Here is a 19,841-nt window from a genome sequence, read left to right as displayed (position 1 = left end):
CACGACAGCTTGGCATCAGCTTTCGGATCATATAGCTAAACTGGTGGACGCTTAATTCTTGTGGCGCTTTTAGGGCGCCATGCCGCCAAAAGGTTGGAGGATCAGCATGACGGAAACAAGCGCAAATCTGGTAATCGGTGACAGACAAGTCGATCTGCCGGTCAAGTCGGGGACCATCGGTCCCGATGTGGTCGATATCGGCGCTCTCTACAAGCACACTGGCACCTTCACCTACGACCCCGGCTTCACCTCGACGGCGTCTTGCGAATCCAAGATCACCTATATCGATGGCGACGCCGGCATCCTGCTGCATCGCGGTTATCCGATCGAACAGCTGGCCGAGCATGGCGACTTCCTGGAAACCTGCTACCTGCTGCTTTACGGGGAACTGCCGACCGCTGCCCAGAAGAAGGACTTCGACTATCGCGTGACCCATCACACGATGGTGCATGAGCAGATGAGCCGCTTCTTCACCGGCTTCCGCCGCGACGCCCATCCGATGGCCGTCATGTGCGGCTGTGTCGGGGCGCTGTCTGCCTTCTATCACGACTCCACCGACATCACCGATCCGCACCAGCGCATGGTCGCTTCGCTGCGCATGATCGCCAAGATGCCGACGCTTGCCGCGATGGCCTACAAGTACCATATCGGCCAGCCCTTCGTTTATCCGCAGAACAACCTGGACTATGCGTCGAACTTCCTGCGCATGTGCTTTGCGGTTCCGTGCGAAGAGTATGTGGTCAATCCGGTGCTGTCGCGCGCCATGGACCGCATCTTCATCCTGCATGCCGACCATGAGCAGAACGCTTCGACCTCGACGGTCCGCCTCGCCGGCTCGTCGGGCGCCAACCCGTTCGCCTGCATCGCGGCCGGTATTGCCTGCCTCTGGGGCCCGGCTCACGGCGGCGCCAACGAAGCTGCGCTCAACATGCTGACGGAAATCGGCACGGTCGACAAGATCCCGGAATATATCGCCCGCGCCAAGGACAAGAATGATCCGTTCCGTCTGATGGGCTTCGGTCACCGCGTCTACAAGAACTACGATCCGCGCGCCAAGATCATGCAAAAGACCACGCATGAAGTGCTCGGCGAACTCGGCCACAAGGACGATCCGCTGCTGCAGGTCGCGATGGAACTGGAACGCATCGCGCTTACAGACGAGTATTTCATCGAGAAGAAGCTCTACCCGAATATCGACTTCTATTCGGGCATCACGCTGAAGGCGATGGGCTTCCCCACCACCATGTTCACCGTGCTCTTCGCTCTCGCCCGTACCGTCGGCTGGATCGCCCAGTGGGCCGAAATGATCGAAGATCCGCAACAGCGCATCGGCCGCCCGCGTCAGCTCTATACCGGCGAAGCGCAGCGCGACTACATCCCGGTTTCCAAGCGTTAATCGGCAATCATCACCAAATAAAAACCCGGTCAGAAATGGCCGGGTTTTTTCATGTCCAGAACCTGGAGAACGATGCCGGCGGCCGCCTCGCCGGGTGGCACGGGCACCTGCAGACGCTCCCACGTAAGATCGAAACCTTCGATCATGGCGCGACGCTGCATCGTGTCGGAGGACAAGCGCTCGGCCCAGCGGCATAAGCTTGCCGGCCGCACCACCTCGTTGACGTATTCCGGCACGACGACATAGTCGGCGATGAGGTTCGGCAGGGCGCCGGACCAGGTCTTGATGCGTTTTGCGAGCATGGTGATCAGCCAGTCGGTCTTATAGGCCGAGACCAGCGGAATTCCGGCTAGACCGAGTTCCAGGATAACGGTGCCCGAGGCTGCAAGCGCTGCATCGGCTTCGGCGAATGCCGCCCATTTGCCGTCCGTATCAGCGGTGATCTCCGGCTTGACCTCGAAGCCGGCAACGATCTCGCGCACCAGCTTTTCCTGGCGGGCAACCGTTGGCAGCACAAACCGGGTCGGTCCGTTGCGGGCGACGAACTCACGGGCCGCCTCGCCGAAGATCGGCAGCAGCGCCTTGATCTCAGCCGACCGGGATCCCGGCAACAGCATGATCGTCCTCTGTTCGCCCTGCGCCTTTACGGGGCGTTCGGCACGGATACCGCGGACCTTGAGGAGCGACCGATCGGCGGTCAGGCGGTGACCGACGAATGTTGTTTCGGGTCCGCCAAGACGCTTCATGGCCGCGGGCTCGAACGGCAGCACAGCCAGGACATGATCGACATAGGCGAGCATCGCCTTGGCGCGGTACTCCTTCCATGCCCAGACGCTCGGGCAGACATAATCGACGATCGGCAGGTCCGGCAGAGCGGCCCGCACCTTCTTGGCGACGCGATGGGTGAAATCGGGACTGTCGATGATGATCAGCACATCCGGCTTTGCAGCCACGATGGCCGCCACCGTCTGATTGATCCGCTTGATCAGGTTCGGCAGGCGAGCGATCACCTGGGTAAACCCCATGATCGACAGCTCCGAAAAATCGAAGAGCGGATTGAGGCCCTGCGCTTCGAGCGCCTCGCCGCCGACGCCGATGAGTTCGACCTCGCCGCCACAAGCTGCCTTCAAGGCCGTAATCAGATCGCCGCCGAGGAGATCGCCGGATACTTCGCCGGCGATGACGCCAACCTTCAAGGTCTTGACCATCACAATCCTCCTTGCGGCAGGCCGGGATCGATACCGCAGACGAAAATACCGGCAGCATCGGCCGCGGCAATCATCTTCGCTTCCTCCAGCACAAGTGCGCGTCCCGCCTCCACCGCGATGCCTGCGAGCCCGGCGCGGACAACATTCTCCACGGTCGACGGCCCGATCGTCGGCAAGTCGGCGCGCATATCCTGCTGCGGCTTGCAGAGCTTGACGAGGACGCCCTTGCGGCGGGCCGAAATACGGCCCTCGGCGCGCAATGCCGTCACCCGTTCGAGCATCCGGTCCGTGCCTTCGACGCCCTCAAGCGCCACGACACGTCCACCGACGCTGACGGCGCCCTGGCCGATATCGAGTTCGCCGAGACGCTTGGCAGCTTCGGACGCGCTATCGATGTCGCGGCGATCATCATCGGATGGCGTATTAGCACCGATCGGTCCGGTCTTGGCGAGTAGGCCGGGGACGATGTCGTGGGCGCCCAGCACCTCGCAGCCCATCGCCTCGATGAGCTTGATGACCATCTGGAGCACCGAATCGTCACCGCCGGACAATAACGTGCGAACTACCGAGGGGACTTTCAGGATGGTGCGGAAGGTCGGGTGGATGTCACGCCAGTCAGGCCTTCGCGCCACGCCTCCCGACAGGATGACGCGGGTGATGCCCTTCTCGCGAAACAGACGCTCGATCGCCGAAAGATCACCGACGCCGACGGAAACCGCCTCGAAACCATCAAAGCTGTGATCGGATTCATTGGCGAGCGCGAGAATGAGCGGCGCTTCACCGGCTTGCTGCGCGGCTTTTGCTACATAGAGGGGTAAAAAGCCCTTCCCGGCGATGATCGCCAGCCGGCCCTTCGGCGCAAGGCTCGGGAGGCCGGCCATCGCGGGTCAGCCCTTGCCGCGGAACGTCGAGGAAATGGCGCGATCGCTATCGGCCGCGATAAAATCAAGGATTTCCATCGCTTCCTTGCAATCGGCGTAGTCGTTACGGATCGCCGCTGCGTTGGCGCGGATATTGCTCTCGCCTTCGAAGATTTGCTTGAAGGCGCGGCGGACGACATGGATGGTCGCCCGTTCAATGCCGGCGCGGGTCATGCCGACCACGTTCAGGCCACCGAGCACCCCGGGATTGCCGTTCAGCATGCCATACGGGATGACGTCGTAATTGACGGCGGTAAGTCCCCCGATGAAAGCCTGGCGACCGATGCGGGTGAACTGATGCACGGCGCAGCCGCCGCCGAGGATCGCCCGGTCCGCCACATGGACATGGCCTGCGAGCATAACATTGTTCGACATGATGATGTCGTTGCCGAGCTGACAGTCATGCGCCACGTGCGAATTGGCGAGGAATAGGCAGTTGTTGCCAACGACGGTCTTGCCACCGCCGCCGACCGTGCCGCAGTTCATCGTAACGCCTTCGCGCATGACGCAATTGTCGCCGACCGTCAGCGTCGAATCCTCGCCAGCCTCGTGAAGACTCTGGGAGACGCCGCCGATGATAGCCATCGGAAAAATTCGGCAGTTGCGGCCGATCTCGGTGCGGCCGCTTACCACGGCATGCGAAACCAACTCGACGCCATCCTTCAGCACCACACGCGGGCCGACATGCGAAAACGGGCCGACGACGACATTTTCGCCGATGACGGCGCCGTCCTCGACCAAAGCTAACGGATGGATGCGTGCGCTGGCTGCGATGCTTTTCATTCTTCTTCCTTGCGCCGGATCATCGCGCCGATATCGGCTTCGGCAACAAGTACGCCGTCTACCTTCGCGTCACAATGGAATTTCCAGATATTGCCGCGCTGTTTCTGCTTGGTGACATGGAACTCGACCCGGTCGCCCGGCACGACCGGCTTGCGGAAGCGGGCATTGTCGATGGTCATGAAGTAGACGAGATTGCCACCCTCGCCTTCCTTCCTGGCGCAGATTGCGCCTGCGGTCTGCGCCATGCCTTCGATCAGCAGCACGCCCGGCATGATCGGCCGCTCCGGGAAATGCCCGGTGAAATGCGGCTCGTTGGCGGTGACGTTCTTGATGCCGATCGCGGAATTGTCACCATCGATCTCGACGATCTTATCGACCAGGAGAAAAGGATAGCGATGCGGCAGCAGCTTCATGATTTCCTGAATATCGGCCGCGCCGAGCACCGGCTTGGTCTCATCAGTCATTCTTCTTTTCTCCTCTGCGTTTCGCCCGCTCGTCCGAACGCATCAAGACTTCCGCGGTATCGCGGAGGAAATCCGGCATCGGGCGGGCGGGAATACCGCCATAACGCGCGCCGGCGGGAATATCTCCCACCACACCGCTCATCGCAGCGATCTGCACGCCGTCTCCAATCGAAATGTGTCCATTAATACCGGATGCGCCACCGATCAATACTCCGTCGCCGATCCGCGTCGAACCGGCAATACCTGCGCCGCTCGCAATGCCGCAATGACGGCCGATGCGGACGTTGTGGGCGATCTGAACCTGGTTGTCGATCTTGGTGCCTTCGCCGATGACCGTATCATCCATGGCACCGCGATCGACGGTCGTGTTGGCGCCGATCTCGACATTGTCCTGGATGATGACGCGGCCGATCTGGACGATCTTCAGCATGCCTCTCGGACCCGGAGCAAAACCAAAACCGTCCTGGCCGATGCGAACGCCATTATGGATGATCACGCCATTGCCGATGAGAGCTGCAACGACGCTCGCACCCGCAGCGATCGTGCAATCCCGGCCGATCTTGACGTCGGCGCCGATGATGCTGCCGGCACCGATGCGGCTGCCGGTGCCGATTTCCGCCCGCGCGCCGATCACGGCCATGGGCTCGATTTCGACGCCGGGTTCGAGTTTTGCGGTTGGATCCACGAAAGCGGCCGGCGAAATGCCCGGCGGAAACGAGGTGATCGGAGACGGTCGCATCGCGATCGGATGCAGGATAGCACCTGCCTGCGCAAACGCCGTGTGCGGCGTCTTGGTCAGCACAACCGGGATATGGGCCGGAATGATCGAACGGATCGCCGTGTCACAAATAATCGCGGAAGCCTTGCAGCTTTCCAGTTCGCGACGGCTTTTCCGGGACAGGATATAACAGATCTCGCCTTCGCCGGCCCGCGCAACGGGTGCAACGGAACGGATCAGCCGATCTCCGGCGCTGCCATCAAGCAACTCGGCCCCAAGAAGGGCGGCCAACTCGCGTAGGCTCACGCCATCATGGGGCGGAAAGAATTCATTGTGGTCCATAAAGCTAAAGCTCCAGAACAGATTTCCGCCCGCAACCGCGAGCGGAAATGATCAGAACTGGTTCGCCATGCTGAACCGGAATTCCTGGGTTTCGTCGAAGTCTTCCTTCATGACGGGATGCGCGTAGTCGAAGCGGATGTTGCCGAACGGCGACGCCCACATGATACCCGCACCGACCGAAGCACGCCAGTTCATGCTGGTGCCCTGCGCGGTGCTGGTGCCGAGCGGAACATCGTTTCCGTAAAGTGTACCAGCATCGGCGAAGACAGCAGCACGCAGGCCGAAGTCCTCCGGAACAGCCGGCATCGGCATCGTCATTTCGGCAGAGGCCGTAAAGTAGGTCGTGCCGCCAAGCGCGTCGCCATGATCGGTCGTACGCGGACCGATACCGTCGTTTTCGAAGCCGCGGACCTGACGACCGCCGATCGTGAACTGGTCGAAGACATGCAGATTGTCGCCGGTGGAAACCACATGGCCGGCGCCGACTGCGATGGAGCCGATCAGGTCAGCTTCGGTCGACAGAAGCTGGAAGTAACGGGCACGACCGGAAATCTTGTAGAAGTCCGAGTCGCCACCGAGACCTGCATATTCATGCGTGATCGTCGCGTAGATGCCTTCGCGCGGCAGCGTCTGGCTGTCGAGCGTATTGTAGGTCAGCGTCTGCGAAATCGACGATTGAACGAACTTGCCGTTGTCGATCATCGAGATGTAAGGCGACGAAAGATTATCGTCTACGGTGCCAGGAACGCCATCAGCGCCGAAGGCACCGTCGTTGGAGTATTCGATTTCCTTGTAGGTGTAGCGGAACGTCGTCGCCAGATCTTCGGTGATCGGCGCCGTAACGCGCAGGGTGATGCCCTGCTCGTCGTAATCGTAATAGCTGTTCGAAGAGGTCTTGCTCTTGAAGAGGTCGAAACCGGCAGCCAGACGATAACCGAGGAAGTACGGCTCGGTGAACGAAAGATTGTAGCTGCGGGCTTCGTCAAGACCACCGCCGACTGCAACGCGGATGAACTGGCCGCGGCCGAGGAAGTTCTTTTCTTCGATCGAGGCTTCGAGCAGGAAGCCATCGCCGCCAGCGGAGTAACCGGCACCGATACCGAACGAACCGGTCGGCTGGTCTTCGACATCGACAACGATGACGACTCGGTCGGGCGACGTGCCCTGCGAGGTCGAGATGTTGACCGAGGTGAAGTAACCGAGCGCTTCAAGGCGACGCTTGGCGCGCGAAATCATTTCCTGGTTGAAGGCGTCGCCTTCGCTGAAATCGAATTCGCGGCGGATGACATAGTCACGCGTGCGGGTGTTGCCACGGATCTCGATACGCTCGACGTAGGCGCGCTCGCCTTGGTCGACCAGGTAGGAAACACCGACCGTATGGTTTTGCATATTGCGGTCGCCGCGCGGCGTGACGCGGGCGAACGGATAACCGGCCGCTGCGACGCGCTTGGAGATCGCTTCCATGGTCTTCTGGATTTCGCGGGCATCGTAGACGTTGCCGGCACGGGTCTTAACCAGACCTTCGAGGTCCTGGCTGCTGATCCCCTGGACCGTGGATTCGACCGAGACGTTGCCGTATTCGTAACGCTGGCCTTCCTCGACCGTGAAGCTGATATTGTACTTGTTGCCCGATGCGTCGAGCACAGCTTCCGACGAGATGACGCGGAAGTCCGGATAACCGTGATTGTAATAGAACTGGCGCAGCGCTTCTTCGTCGGCGCGCAGCTTGTCCTCGCTATAGACGTCCTTGCGGGTCAGGAAGGACAGCGGACCGGATTCCTTGGTGATCAACACCGACTTCAGGCGGCCATCGCCGTAAGCCTGATTGCCGACGAAATTGATGTCGGCGATCTTGGTGCGGTCGCCTTCGTTGATGACGAAGGCGAGGTTGACGCGTCCCTGGCCGACGTCAGCGGTCTGAGTGGTGATCTGGACGTCGCTGCGGCCGATCGCACGATAGGCTTCGCGCAGACGCTGGATATCCGCATCGATCAGGGCCTGATTATACGGGCCGAGCGGCTGGGTCTGCACCACGGCCTGGAGCTTCTCGTCGGTGATCTTGCGGTTTCCGTTGAACACGACCTGGTTGATGAGCTGATTTTCGCTCACCGACACGACGAGCGTGCTGCCGGAAACACTGATTTTGACATCCGAGAAGTAGCCGGTCGAATAGAGCTTGCGGACCGATTCATCGATGTCATTGTTGGAGAAGTTGACGCCCGGGCGGATGGTCAGGTTGGAACGGACGGCCTCCTCGCCGGCGCGCTGTGCGCCGCGGACCTGAACGCTCCGGATAACCGCCGCTTCGGCAGAAAGTGCGGAAGCAAGTACCAGTACACCTGCGCCCGATGCAACAACACTAGCAGACAGCGCAAACGCCGACACTGCGTTCAAAAACTTTGAACCAGCCTTCATTTCAATTCTTACCTTTTCCCGTTGTCCCTCGGCGGGTGGTGCCCGACTCCGGCCACGTGTGTCGTTTTACCTTCTTTTGACCTACAAGCAAGGTATCGCGTTAATTTCTGTTTACTTACTTCCCTTGCGTGACCCAATGGCCACGCAACTGTTGGAAACATGGTGAATAAACGGTTTCTTTTACGATTTGAAGGACATCAGCCGATCAGATTGCTGATGTCGTTGAAGGTCGCGAACACCATCAGGCTCAAAACCATCGCAAGCCCGATACGAAAGGCGATCTCCTGCGCCCCCGCGCCAAGCGGTCGGCCACGGATGGCCTCGATCGCGTAGAAGACGAGATGGCCGCCGTCCAGAACTGGCACAGGCATAAGGTTCAAAAGCCCGATCGAGACGGAAAGAACAGCTGCGAGCTGGACCACTGCTGCAAAGCCGAGCGACGCCATCTGCCCCGATGCCTGGGCGACCCTGACCGGCCCGCCGAGCTGGTCGGCCTTCATCCGGCCGGTCACCAGATTTCCGATATAGCGGAAGGTGCCGGTGACGATATGGCCGGTCTCGGTGACGCCTTCGGCAACGGCCTGCAGCGGCGTGAACGTCTCGATGCGGAAATTGCCGCGCTGTTCGTTGGTGACGATGCCAATCAGGCCGAGCTCGACCTTGTTGCCGAACTGGTCGGTGACCTCGGAGCGCTTCGGCACCATCGGCAGATCGAGATCCTGGCCGTTGCGCTCGACCGTCACGACGATCGGGGTCTCCGGCCTGATGCTGACATAACGCCGCACGTCGTCGAAAGTCCGGATGCGCGAACCGTCAAGCGCCACCAGCCGATCGCCGGGCTGCACGCCAGCGGCAAGGGCGGCGCTATTCGGCTGAACTTCGGCAACCACCGGATCGGCGACCACCTTGCCATAGACGCTGAAGAGGACGGCGAAAATCGCGATTGCCAGAATGAAATTGGCGATCGGGCCGGCCGCAACGGTGGCGGCCCTCTTCCAAAGTTTGGCGCCTGCAAGCGTCCTGGCCTTGTCTTCCTCGCTCATGCCCGCAAGGCCGCTCGCATCCGGCATGCTCGCGGCGTCCTCGTCGCCGAAGAATTTGACATAGCCGCCAAGCGGGATCGCCGAGATCTTCCAGCGGGTGCCGTGACTATCGGTGAAGCCTATGAGTTCCGGGCCGAAGCCGACCGAGAAGGCGGTTACCCGGATGCCGCACCAGCGCCCGACGAGATAGTGTCCCATCTCGTGCACGAAGACGAGCAGGGACAAGACCAGCACGAAGGGGATGATGTAGCCGGTGAAGAAGCTGAGGATGGCCATCAAAGTTTCCGTTTCAACATTGTAGCGGCCGCCCAGTCCTCAAAACCCGAAGAGAAAGCCTGCAACCGATATATCAAGATGGCCCGTCGTGGCCGCATAAACAAGCGTCAGCAGGAACGCTGCGAAACAGGCGAAAACGAGGCCGTCGACACGGTCCATGACGCCGCCATGCCCCGGGATGAGGTGGCTGGAATCCTTCACCCCAAACCGGCGCTTGATGAACGATTCGAACAGGTCGCCTATCTGGCTTGCGACCGAGAGCAGAAATGCGATCGCCACCGTCCAGATCGACAGCCGGGAAAACACGCCGAGCGTCAGGGCCGAGCTCGCAATCACGCCCGACACAGTGCCGCCGATCGCGCCCGACCAGGTCTTGCCGGGAGAAATCCGCGGCGCCAGTTTTGGCCCCTGCAGGGCACGACCGACAAAATAGGCGAGAATGTCGGTCGCCCAGACGACCGCGAAAATGAAAAGCGTCGCGACGAACCCCGCCTGGTCCTCGGCACGGATCGCGGCGAGCGAGATACCGCTCAAGCCTGCGTAAAAGATGCCACCCGGCAGCCACCAGCTTCCCTTGCGCAGCAGCACGAGAAGAATGGCGGTGATCATCGCGCCGCCGAGAATCGGCACAGAGAGCTCACCTTCGTCAGCGACGAGGTCAATGGCGATCAGAACAATGGAGAGCCAGCCGAAGGCGTTGGCACGAAAATCGCGCTCGGCGGCCCGCGTGATCGTCGACCATTCGTAATAGATCAGCACCGCCATGACGGCCGCCACGATGCGGAATGTCAGGCCGCCATACCAGGTGGCCGTCAGCACCACGACCGCCAGAACCAATGCGGATGCAATGCGGCGCTTCAGTTCAGCGCTCATCAACCGCCCACCGCTATCGTCTTGTCCGACAGGCCACCGAAGCGGCGGTCGCGCGAGGCATAGATCTTCAGGGCGTCGAGGAAGAGCTTCCGATCGAAATCCGGCCAGTAGTCCGGCAGGAAGACAAGTTCGGAATAGGCCGCCTGCCACAGCAGAAAATTCGAAAGCCGTTCCTCGCCGCTGGTGCGGATGATGAGATCCGGATCGGGAATGCCGGCGGTATCCAGCTTTGCGCTGATCTTGTCCGGGTCGATCTCGGATGCCTTGAGGATGCCGGCCTCGACGTCGCGGGCAAGCATCGCGACGGCACGGGCGATCTCGTCGCGGGCACCGTAGTTGAAGGCGATGATCAGTGTCAGCGACGTATTGAACTTTGTGGTTTCCTCGGCCTCGAGAAGAAGCGGGAGGATGTCGCTACGCAGTTTTTCGCGCTCGCCAATCACCCGGATGCGGATGTTCTCGCGGTGCAGTTCGGCCAGATCCTGGCGGATGAAGCGCCGGAGCAGACCGAGGAGATCCCTCACCTCGGTTTCAGGCCTGCTCCAGTTTTCCGAAGAAAAAGCAAAGAGCGTCAGATATTTGACGCCCGCATCGCCGGCAGCCCGCACCGTTTCGCGAACCGCTTCGACGCCCTTGCTGTGTCCGACCGTACGAGGAAGCCCGCGCTTGTTGGCCCAGCGTCCATTACCATCCATGATGATGGCAACGTGTTGAGGGATGATTGCAAGCTCGGGGTTCACCATATTCTATGCGGCTCCTTTGGCCGCCGGGAATATGGCGGCAAACCAGGCCTAAATTAGACCTGCATGATTTCCTTTTCCTTGTCGCCAAGCAAGCGGTCGACTTCGGAAATCGTATCATCCGTCATCTTCTGCACTTTTTCCGACTGCGAGCGACTTTCGTCCTGGCCGATGTCGCCGTCCTTTTCGGCCTTTTTCAGGCCGTCCATGCCATCGCGGCGGACGTGACGTACAGCAACCTTCGCCTTTTCCGCATAATCATGCGCGACCTTGACCAGCGACTTGCGGCGCTCTTCATTGAGCTCGGGGAGCGGAATGCGCAGGCTCTGGCCATCGACGATCGGGTTGAGGCCGAGGTTTGATTCGCGGATCGCACGGTCGACGGCGCCGACCATCGACTTGTCCCAGATGGAGACGCCGAGCATGCGCGCTTCCGGAACGGTGATGTTGGCCACCTGGTTGAGCGGCACGCGCGAACCATAGGCTTCGACCATCACCGGATCGAGAATATTGGCCGAGGCGCGGCCGGTGCGCAGCGACGCGATATCGCTTTTGAACGCGTTGATCGCGCCTTCCATGCGACGCTTGATGTCGTTGAGGTCGATTCCACTCATCCGTCTACTCCCGTATGTTGTCTGGGCGGCCCGCGACGCCGCGCCTCAATTGTCCGCTACGATGGTCTTGCGGCCGCCGCCGGTCAAGATTTGGGCGAAGCCGCCCTTCTCATGGATCGAAAAAACAATGATCGGGATGGAATTTTCGCGAGCGAGCGCCACCGCCGCCACGTCCATCACCGCCAGACCCTTTTCGAGCACTTCGCCGTGCGTCAGCGTCTCGAACCGGGTCGCCGTCGGGTCCTTCTTGGGATCGGCCGAATAGATGCCGTCCACCTGGGTGCCCTTGAAGATCGCTTCCGCACCGATTTCGGCCGCGCGCAGGGCGGCCGCCGAATCGGTCGTGAAGAAGGGATTGCCGGTGCCGCCGGCGAAGATCACCACCCTGCCCTGCGCCATGTGATGCAACGCCTGGCGCTGCGAAAAGCTCTCGCAGATTTCCGGCATCGAGATCGCCGACAGAACCACGGTGTCAACGTTCAGCTTGCGCAGCGAGGTGGCCAGCGCAAGCGCGTTGATCACGGTGCCGAGCATCCCCATGTGGTCGCCGGTCACCCGGTCGCCACCCTTGGAAGCGACCGCGACGCCGCGAAAGATATTACCGCCGCCGACGACCACGCCGACATCGACGCCCATGGCGCGCGCTTCGGCGATATCGGAGGCGACCCGATCGGCAACTGCGACATCGATGCCGAAACCCTGGCTGCCCATCAGAGCTTCACCGGAGGCCTTGAGCAAGACACGCTTGTAGAGGGGCTGAGGCGACATGGGGGCTCCTTGAAATCGAAATGCGGGCAGAGGGGGCAAACGGGTTGCGGATACACGAAGGGCACCGGCTTGTCACCGGTGCCCTTGCGCTTTCGACAGCTTTAGCTAACGAATATCAGCCTTTGGCGACTGCCGCGACTTCAGCGGCAAAATCCGTTTCTTCCTTTTCGACACCTTCGCCGAGCAGAAGACGGGCCATGCCGACGACTTCGATCGAAGCGCCGGCGAGCTTTTCAGCGTCCTTGACGGCCTGGCCGACGGTCACTTCCGGGTTGACGACGAAGGCCTGCGACAGAAGGGCAACTTCTTCGAAGAACTTGCGCATGCGGCCGTCGACCATCTTTTCGATGATGGCGTCCGGCTTGCCGGAAGCGCGCGACTGCTCGATGAAGACGTTGCGCTCGCGCTCAGCCACAGCCGCATCGACTTCTTCGGCGCGGATGGCGAGCGGGTTGGTGGCAGCAATGTGCATGGCGACCTGGCGGCCGATCGAGCTCAGGACTTCCTTGTCGCCGACCGACTTCAGGGCGACCAGAACGCCAAGCTTGCCGATGCCGTCGCCGGCAGCGTTATGGACATAAGTCGCAACGACGCCGTGCTCGACCTGCAGCAGGGCGGCGCGACGCAGCGTCATGTTCTCGCCGATCGTGGCGATCGCGTCCTTGATGGTGTCGGCAACCGGCTTGCCGGAAGCCGGATAGGTGGCAGTCGAGATTGCTTCGACGGAACCGTCGGTTGTCAGGGCGACGCTTGCAATGCCGCGGACGAGGTCCTGGAAGGCATCGTTGCGGGCAACGAAGTCGGTTTCCGAGTTGAGCTCGATGACGACAGCCTTGTGGCCGGCGCTGGCGATGCCGATCAGGCCTTCAGCTGCGGTGCGGCCGGACTTCTTGTCGGCCTTGGAAATGCCCTTGGCACGCAGCCAGTCGATCGCCGCTTCGATGTCGCCGTTCGTTTCGGTCAGCGCCTTCTTGCAGTCCATCATGCCTGCGCCAGACTTTTCGCGCAGTTCCTTTACCAGTGCAGCGGTGATTTCAGCCATTGTTTTGCCTCTTGTCGGTTCAAGTGCTTCTCGCCGGAAAAACGTCGGCGGACTCAAAAGTTTTGGGACGAATGTACCCGGAAGTGTGACAGCGTGATGAAGACATCACGAAAGCGATCGCCTCGACGACCAAGCGGTGGCGGCTCGCCTTGAAACGACCAAGGCCAGGGATCGGTATCTCTGGCCTCGATCGAATTTCAGAAAGGAGGAGCGGCCAGGCCGCTCCATCCGAGCTTTAGGCTTCTGCTTCTGCTTCGCCTTCGAGCGCCGGCTCGATCGGAGCTTCGGCAGATGCGCCGATGTCGCGGCCCGAAGCGCCCTGCTGGCGCGCGATGCCGTCGATGGCGGCGCGAGCGATCAGGTCGGTGTAGAGAGCGATAGCGCGCGATGCGTCGTCATTGCCCGGGATCGGGTAATCGATGAGGTCCGGATCGCAGTTCGAATCGATGATAGCAACGACCGGGATGCCCAGGCGCTTGGCTTCGTCGATGGCGATCTTTTCCTTGTTGGTGTCGATGATGAACATCAGGTCCGGAGTGCCGCCCATGTCGCGGATACCGCCGAGAGCCTTGTCCAGCTTTTCGCGTTCGCGCTCGAGGTTCAGGCGTTCCTTCTTGGAGTAGCCGGACTGTTCCGAGTTCAGGATTTCGTCGAGCTTGCGCAGGCGCTGGATCGAGTTCGAAATGGTCTTCCAGTTGGTCATCATGCCGCCGAGCCAGCGGGAGTTGACGTAATACTGGGCCGAACGCTTGGCCGAGTCAGCGATCAGTTCGGACGCCTGGCGCTTGGTGCCGACGAACAGAACGCGGCCGCCGCGGGCGACGGTGTCGGACACGACCTGAAGGGCGCGCGACAGCATCGGAACGGTCTGGGCCAGGTCGATGATGTGGATGTTGTTACGGTCGCCGAAGATGTACGGCTTCATCTTCGGGTTCCAGCGGTGAGTCTGGTGTCCGAAGTGAACGCCTGCTTCGAGAAGCTGGCGCATAGAGAAATCGGGCAATGCCATGCCTTGTTATCCTTTTCCGGTTGAACCTCCGCAAGGCGAACAGCACTCTCTTCGAGAATGCCACCGGGCGGAACAGTCCGGATTTCTCCCGGACAATCCCATGCCTTACGTGTGGAATGCGGCTGCCCATACATTCGATTTGCCGCAAAAGCAAGTGCTTTTGCCGGAAATTCCCTCAGCGGACCAGCCCGTGACCGGCAATTGACAGAGGACGGCTATTTCGCCGGCGCGGGGCACGGATCCTGCGGTTTCAGGAGCTCCAGTTTGACCAGGCTGCCGGACAGCACGAAGTCGCCGTAATCCATAGTGAGATCGCGGGTGATGCCGTTTTCGTAGAGCTTGAACGACATATTGTAGACCGGGGTGGGATCGCCGGCGGCATTTTCGTTGAAATAGGCGATCGTCACCGGCCAATAGGGCGTCTTTGCGAACTCGCCCGCCTTGTCGGCATCCACATCGTCCTTCTGCACCGTCTGCGACTTGCCGATCACCGTCGTCGTCAGGAGCGCCTGGTCGCCGTTTTCCGAACCGTCGAAGACCCGCGCCTCGAAGAAGTTCTTACCCTGCTTGGCATTCGCGATGACGTCCAGCATATGGCTGGTCGGAAAATCGCTCGCCGGCAGGTCGATCTCGCGGCCGTCGGGCTGGGTAATTGCCACCTTGACGCCCTTGTCGGCGATCGACGCATCGCCGGTCAGCTGCTTGTCGAGCTGCTCGTCGGTGAAGGACTTGGTCTCGAAATGGAACTGGTTTGCGGCCATGTCCTCGAAGGTCGTGGTCTGCTGGTCGCTGAGGCGCGTCTCCTCGCCCGTGTCGATCTTGGTGACCAGCCGGAAATTGGTGGAAAAACCGGTGCAGGCCGAGCCGGTGAACTCATAGACCATGCGGCCGAACATGCCTTCGATGCCGGAACGTTCCGAGGCATTCTTGAGCTTCAGGTCGTAAATGGCGCGATGCGGGACGAGCAGCCGGGCGGCACCGTCGGTAGTCGCGTCCGCGGAGGTGGCAGCCGCAAGGCTCAGACCGCCGGCAAGGATCACCCCGAGGCTCATTCGCAACATTCACATTCTCCTGTTGGACTCAGTCGGGGATGTTATAAGAACGCCATCTGACCAAGCTAAGGCCTTGATGCAGGATTTTTGAAGAATTTACAACAAAACGGGAGTCGAAAATGACCGAAGCCATCGAAGGCCGCCTGAAGGAACTGGGGATCGAACTCCCCGTCGCGGCCGCACCCGCTGCCAATTATCTGCCCTATGTGATCACGGGCAACCTGCTGTTCATCTCCGGCCAATTGCCGAACGAAAATGGCAAGGTGGCTGTTACAGGCCTTGTGGGGGCGGATGTCGACGTGCCGGCGGCCAGCCGTGCTGCGGAACTCTGCGCCATCAATATCCTCGCCCAGGCGAAGGCGGCATTGGACGGCGATCTCGGCCGGATCAAGCGGGTGGTCAAGCTTTCGAGCTTTGTCGCCTCGGCGCCCGGCTTTACCGAACAGCATATCGTCACCAACGGCGCATCGAACTTGATCGCCAATGTTCTCGGCGACGCCGGCAAGCATGCGCGCGCCGCCGTTGGCATGGCGGCGCTGCCGTTCAACGCCTCCGTCGAAATCGAAGCCATCATCGAGATCGAAGCATGACCGACGCCACCTGGATCAAAGACCTTCCGGTCGCCCATCGTGGCTATCACGACATGAACCAGCAGGTCTGGGAAAACACCCTGTCGGCGTTTTCCCGCGCGGTCGAGGCCGGCTTTGCGATCGAATGCGACGTGCAGCTTGCCTCCGACAGCGTGCCGGTGATCTTCCACGATCACGATCTCGAACGGCTCTGTGGCATCAAGGGCGATATCCGCGAAAAGACCTCAGCCGAACTCGGCATGCTTTCGGTCGGTGCGACCAAGGACAAGGTGCCGACGCTGAAGCAGATGCTTGCCCTTGTCGCCGGCAAGGTGCCTCTGGTGATCGAGGTCAAGGGACGCGAAGGCGACGGCGACGATGACGGATTCGCCGAGGCGGTGCTCGAGGTCCTCGAAGGTTATCAGGGCAAGGTGGCGCTGATGAGCTTCGACTACCACATCCTGCGTGACCTTAAAAATGCCGGTTCGCCCTACCCGCTTGGCCTCACCGCCATGGGCGACAAGCCGGAGGAATTCTTCGAGCACGACGAGGCCATGCAGCTCGGCCTCGACTTCATTTCCTACCACTACCCCCACCTGCCGAACACGTTCATCACAGCCCAGAGGGCGACCGGAATTCCGGTCATTACCTGGACCGTGAGGGATGCAAACGGCCGCGAACATACCTATAAATATGCAGACCAGATGACCTTCGAAGGTTTTGATCCGCGGGAGGTTTCCTCCCCCTCCCTGTAAAGCAGAGCATGACCGGCAATCTTACCATCCGCATCGAAAAATCCCTCTGCGCGATCAGCCCGGCAAGCTGGTCGCGCCTTTCGGGCACTTCCAAGTCCTCCTCTTCGGAAACGCCCTACAATCCGTTCCTGTCGCACGCCTTTCTCTCGGCGCTGGAGGAATCGAGCTCCGCCACCGCCAAGACCGGCTGGCTCGGCCATCACCTTCTCCTCGAAGACGACAAGGGCACGCTGATCGGCGCGGTGCCCGGTTATCTGAAAAGCCATAGCCAGGGCGAATACGTCTTCGATCACGGCTGGGCCGACGCGTTCGAGCGCGCCGGCGGGCGTTATTATCCCAAATTGCAATGCACCGTGCCGTTCACGCCGGCGAGCGGGCCGCGCCTGCTCGTCTGCGAAGGTTACGACAGGGATTCGACCGAACTGACGCTGGCGGCCGGTCTCCAGGAGGTGACACGCCAACTCGGCATCTCTTCCGCACATGTGACCTTCGTCGCGGAGGACCAGGTCGCCGCTTTCGAAGAGGCCGACTACCTGCACCGCACCGACAAGCAGTTCCATTTCATCAACGAAGGCTACGAGAACCACGACGCCTTCCTCGAAACGCTCGCCTCGCGCAAACGCAAAGCCCTGAAGAAGGAACGGCGCTCGGCCCTGGAAAACGGTATTTCGATCGATTGGCTGACCGGCAAGGACCTCACCGAGGACATCTGGGACCAGTTTTTCGAATTCTACATGGACACCGGCGGTCGCAAATGGGGCCGGCCTTACCTGACGCGAAAATTCTATTCGCTGATCGGCGAGCGCATGCCCGAAGACATCCTGCTGGTGATGGCCAAACGCGAGGGGAAATACGTCGCCGGCGCGATCAACTTCATCGGCGGGGACGCGCTCTACGGACGCCACTGGGGTTGTGTCGAGGACCATCCCTTCCTGCATTTCGAGGTTTGCTACCATCAGGCGATCGATTTCGCACTCGCCAAGGGCTTGAAGCGCGTCGAGGCGGGCGCGCAAGGGGAACACAAGCTGGCCCGCGGGTACCTGCCTGTCACCACCCATTCGATGCACTATATCGCCCATGCGGGGCTGAGGCGCGCGATTGCCGACTATCTGGAACACGAGCGCGAAGACGTGGAGCAGATGACGGAATATCTCGCCGAGCACAGCCCGTTCCGCAAGGGCGAACGCCAGCAGGAACAGGATTAGGGCCCGGAAAGATCGGGCCGGCAAAACAAGGAGAGGACATCGCGATGAGCGGCCAGGCTTACGACAGCAACAACATCTTCGGAAAAATCCTGCGCGGCGAGATCCCGTGCCATAGGGTCTATGAGGATGCCGATACGCTTGCCTTCATGGATGTCATGCCGCAGTCGCCCGGTCACCTGCTGGTGCTCCCGAAAGCCCCGTCGCGCAATATTCTCGATGCCGATCCTGCCGTGCTTTCGAAGGTCATCCCGGTGGTGCAGAAGCTCGCCAGAGCTGCCAGGCAAGCCTTCGAGGCGGACGGCATCACCGTCATCCAGTTCAACGAACCGGCCGCCGGACAGACCGTGTACCATCTGCATTTCCACGTCGTCCCGCGCTACGAGGGACAGCCGTTGAAACCCCATTCGGGCCAGATGGAAAACAATGAAGTACTCGCGGCGAATGCCGAGAAGATCATCGGCGAATTGGGCAATTAAGCTTTCTAAAAGCCGACCCACCAGAGACCGGCAACAAGCAGCGTCATCGGCACCGCAACGCCGATCCAGACCTTGCGGCCGGTCGCCAGGAAGATGGCGAAACCGATGCCGGCCGCCGCCAACCTCAACCAGAGCGGCGAACCGGCGAGCGTGCCGTTCGGGAAAACGATCAGTTTTGCGGTGACGGCCATGACTAGCGCAGTCGCCACCGCCCTCACCCAATAAAGCGCTTCGGAGTCTTCGTTTAGCCGGTTGCCGGTAAAAACCCCGAGCCACCGCCAGATATCGGTCGCCAGGAAACCGGCGACTGCGATGACGATAAAGGTCCAGTATTCGGCAATCATCGCCTGGTCTCCTGCCCGGCACGCTTTCTGTTGCGGCGCGCCCTGTCGATCAGATAGGCGGTCGTGCCGCCGCCGAGGCCGGCGCACAGCACATCGAATTGCGGGATCACCAGCGCCAGCGTCGGGCCGAGGATCACCCCCATGACGAAAGCTATCTGCACCACCGGCTGGCGCGCGCTCGCCCAGATGGAGGCGTTGAAATAGACGGGCGTCAGGAAGAAGAGCACGCCCGCGACGGCCGGCGGAAAGGCTGAAACGATATCGTAGAAGACCGCGACGACCAGCGTGCCGGTCAAAGTCAGCGTCACGCCGAAACCGGCGAAATAGATCGCCCGGTGCTCGCGCGGCACGTTGCGAAGCGTGGTGATCGCAAAGACCCAGGACGTGATGGCGATGAAATGCGACAGGATCAGCAGCAGCCAGATCGGCGTGCGCCTTGTTCGCATCTCCGGGACGACCGAGGCGACCATCGGCGTCATGCGAATCGAGGAGAGCGTCACCGCGAGAAAGCAGGCGGCAATATTGGCGCCGCTCGCCATTGTCCCGATCAGGATGACCTGCGCCGGCAGCGCCCAGATCGCCAGCGACATGAACACCGCCTCGCCACGCGTCAGGCCCGATTCCAGCGCAAAGGCGCTGAAGCCGACGATCGAGGTTAGAAGAATGAGGGCCGGAAGCGAAAGCAGCCCCCGCATGCCGGTAAAAAACCAGGATAGGGCGCTGCGATCGTCACTGTCTGGAGACATAAGTATTCCGGCGGGTATGGGAAACGGTCAGTCATGAAAACAGCGATGCCGGGACAAGCCCGGCATCGCCAAAATTCCATCCG

At 60.9% G+C, this 19,841-nt stretch carries 21 protein-coding genes; 5 read left to right on the top strand and 16 right to left on the bottom strand.

The annotated features are described in order from the left end of the window. The first annotated feature begins 106 nt into the window (after nt 1-106). Nucleotides 107-1,396: a citrate synthase gene (gene gltA, locus RG540_RS07840; protein WP_038542622.1), complete on the top strand. Its 1,290-nt coding sequence runs from the start codon at nt 107-109 to the stop codon at nt 1,394-1,396. Between the two features lie 29 nt (nt 1,397-1,425). Here the strand turns inward: gltA and lpxB are convergent, their stop codons facing one another. The 14 genes from lpxB to RG540_RS07770 form a co-directional block, all read right to left on the bottom strand. Beyond that, on the bottom strand, nt 1,426-2,604 hold the full coding sequence (gene lpxB / locus RG540_RS07835; protein ID WP_038586369.1) for a lipid-A-disaccharide synthase: 1,179 nt from the start codon (nt 2,602-2,604) through the stop codon (nt 1,426-1,428). Beyond that, entirely contained in the window at nt 2,604-3,485 is an 882-nt protein-coding gene (locus tag RG540_RS07830) for an LpxI family protein (RefSeq protein ID WP_038586366.1), read from the bottom strand. Before RG540_RS07830 ends, lpxB begins: the two co-directional genes overlap by 1 nt. 6 nt (nt 3,486-3,491) lie before the next feature. Further along, nucleotides 3,492-4,307 carry an acyl-ACP--UDP-N-acetylglucosamine O-acyltransferase gene (gene lpxA / locus RG540_RS07825; RefSeq protein WP_038586362.1) on the bottom strand — a complete coding sequence of 272 codons (816 nt, stop codon included), beginning with the start codon at nt 4,305-4,307 and terminating at the stop codon, nt 3,492-3,494. After that, nucleotides 4,304-4,771, bottom strand: a complete 468-nt coding sequence (gene fabZ / locus RG540_RS07820; RefSeq protein WP_038542613.1) for a 3-hydroxyacyl-ACP dehydratase FabZ — start codon at nt 4,769-4,771, stop codon at nt 4,304-4,306. The genes lpxA and fabZ overlap by 4 nt, the downstream gene beginning before the upstream one ends. Further along, nucleotides 4,764-5,831: a UDP-3-O-(3-hydroxymyristoyl)glucosamine N-acyltransferase gene (gene lpxD / locus RG540_RS07815; RefSeq protein WP_038586358.1), complete on the bottom strand. Its 1,068-nt coding sequence runs from the start codon at nt 5,829-5,831 to the stop codon at nt 4,764-4,766. Before lpxD ends, fabZ begins: the two co-directional genes overlap by 8 nt. Nucleotides 5,832-5,882: 51 nt before the next feature. Then, a complete protein-coding gene (bamA, locus tag RG540_RS07810) occupies nt 5,883-8,246 on the bottom strand; it encodes an outer membrane protein assembly factor BamA (protein ID WP_038586355.1) in 2,364 nt (787 codons plus the stop codon). A 197-nt stretch (nt 8,247-8,443) separates the two neighbouring features. Further along, on the bottom strand, nt 8,444-9,565 hold the full coding sequence (gene rseP, locus RG540_RS07805) for an RIP metalloprotease RseP (protein WP_038586352.1): 1,122 nt from the start codon (nt 9,563-9,565) through the stop codon (nt 8,444-8,446). 39 nt (nt 9,566-9,604) lie between these two features. Further along, nucleotides 9,605-10,438, bottom strand: coding sequence for a phosphatidate cytidylyltransferase (locus RG540_RS07800; RefSeq protein ID WP_038586349.1), 834 nt, complete (start codon nt 10,436-10,438; stop codon nt 9,605-9,607). Continuing rightward, a complete protein-coding gene (locus RG540_RS07795) occupies nt 10,438-11,181 on the bottom strand; it encodes an isoprenyl transferase (RefSeq protein WP_038542604.1) in 744 nt (247 codons plus the stop codon). The genes RG540_RS07800 and RG540_RS07795 overlap by 1 nt, the downstream gene beginning before the upstream one ends. A 53-nt stretch (nt 11,182-11,234) precedes the next feature. Beyond that, nucleotides 11,235-11,792: a ribosome recycling factor gene (gene frr / locus RG540_RS07790; protein WP_038542602.1), complete on the bottom strand. Its 558-nt coding sequence runs from the start codon at nt 11,790-11,792 to the stop codon at nt 11,235-11,237. 45 nt (nt 11,793-11,837) lie between these two features. Beyond that, nucleotides 11,838-12,560, bottom strand: coding sequence for a UMP kinase (pyrH, locus tag RG540_RS07785; protein WP_038542600.1), 723 nt, complete (start codon nt 12,558-12,560; stop codon nt 11,838-11,840). A gap of 115 nt (nt 12,561-12,675) precedes the next feature. Further along, nucleotides 12,676-13,602: a translation elongation factor Ts gene (tsf, locus tag RG540_RS07780; protein WP_038586346.1), complete on the bottom strand. Its 927-nt coding sequence runs from the start codon at nt 13,600-13,602 to the stop codon at nt 12,676-12,678. Between the two features lie 235 nt (nt 13,603-13,837). After that, nucleotides 13,838-14,611, bottom strand: coding sequence for a 30S ribosomal protein S2 (rpsB, locus tag RG540_RS07775; RefSeq protein ID WP_007758342.1), 774 nt, complete (start codon nt 14,609-14,611; stop codon nt 13,838-13,840). A 215-nt stretch (nt 14,612-14,826) separates the two neighbouring features. Beyond that, complete coding sequence (locus RG540_RS07770; protein WP_038586343.1) at nt 14,827-15,672, bottom strand: cell envelope integrity EipB family protein; 846 nt, start codon at nt 15,670-15,672, stop codon at nt 14,827-14,829. Nucleotides 15,673-15,782: 110 nt separating this feature from the next. Between RG540_RS07770 and RG540_RS07765 the strand changes: the two genes are divergently transcribed. Genes RG540_RS07765 through RG540_RS07750 form a run of 4 tightly spaced genes read left to right on the top strand, consistent with a single transcriptional unit; the run spans nt 15,783 to nt 18,668 of the window. After that, complete coding sequence (locus RG540_RS07765; protein WP_038586340.1) at nt 15,783-16,253, top strand: RidA family protein; 471 nt, start codon at nt 15,783-15,785, stop codon at nt 16,251-16,253. Next, on the top strand, nt 16,250-16,987 hold the full coding sequence (locus RG540_RS07760) for a glycerophosphodiester phosphodiesterase (RefSeq protein ID WP_038586337.1): 738 nt from the start codon (nt 16,250-16,252) through the stop codon (nt 16,985-16,987). Before RG540_RS07765 ends, RG540_RS07760 begins: the two co-directional genes overlap by 4 nt. Before the next feature lie 8 nt (nt 16,988-16,995). Beyond that, nucleotides 16,996-18,192: a GNAT family N-acetyltransferase gene (locus RG540_RS07755; protein WP_038586334.1), complete on the top strand. Its 1,197-nt coding sequence runs from the start codon at nt 16,996-16,998 to the stop codon at nt 18,190-18,192. 44 nt (nt 18,193-18,236) lie between these two features. Further along, the gene (locus RG540_RS07750; protein WP_038586332.1) at nt 18,237-18,668 is read left to right on the top strand and encodes an HIT family protein; all 432 of its coding nucleotides are present in this window, start codon (nt 18,237-18,239) and stop codon (nt 18,666-18,668) included. Nucleotides 18,669-18,673: 5 nt separating this feature from the next. Here the strand turns inward: RG540_RS07750 and RG540_RS07745 are convergent, their stop codons facing one another. Beyond that, a complete protein-coding gene (locus RG540_RS07745; RefSeq protein ID WP_038542585.1) occupies nt 18,674-19,012 on the bottom strand; it encodes an AzlD domain-containing protein in 339 nt (112 codons plus the stop codon). Beyond that, nucleotides 19,009-19,758, bottom strand: coding sequence for an AzlC family ABC transporter permease (locus RG540_RS07740; protein WP_038586329.1), 750 nt, complete (start codon nt 19,756-19,758; stop codon nt 19,009-19,011). Before RG540_RS07740 ends, RG540_RS07745 begins: the two co-directional genes overlap by 4 nt. Between the last annotated feature and the right edge of the window lie 83 nt (nt 19,759-19,841).

This window comes from Neorhizobium galegae bv. orientalis str. HAMBI 540 (assembly GCF_000731315.1).
Taxonomy (GTDB): Bacteria; Pseudomonadota; Alphaproteobacteria; order Rhizobiales; family Rhizobiaceae; genus Neorhizobium; species Neorhizobium galegae.
The sequence above is the reverse complement of the archived record's forward strand: the minus strand, read 5'-3'. Positions and strand labels throughout refer to the sequence as shown.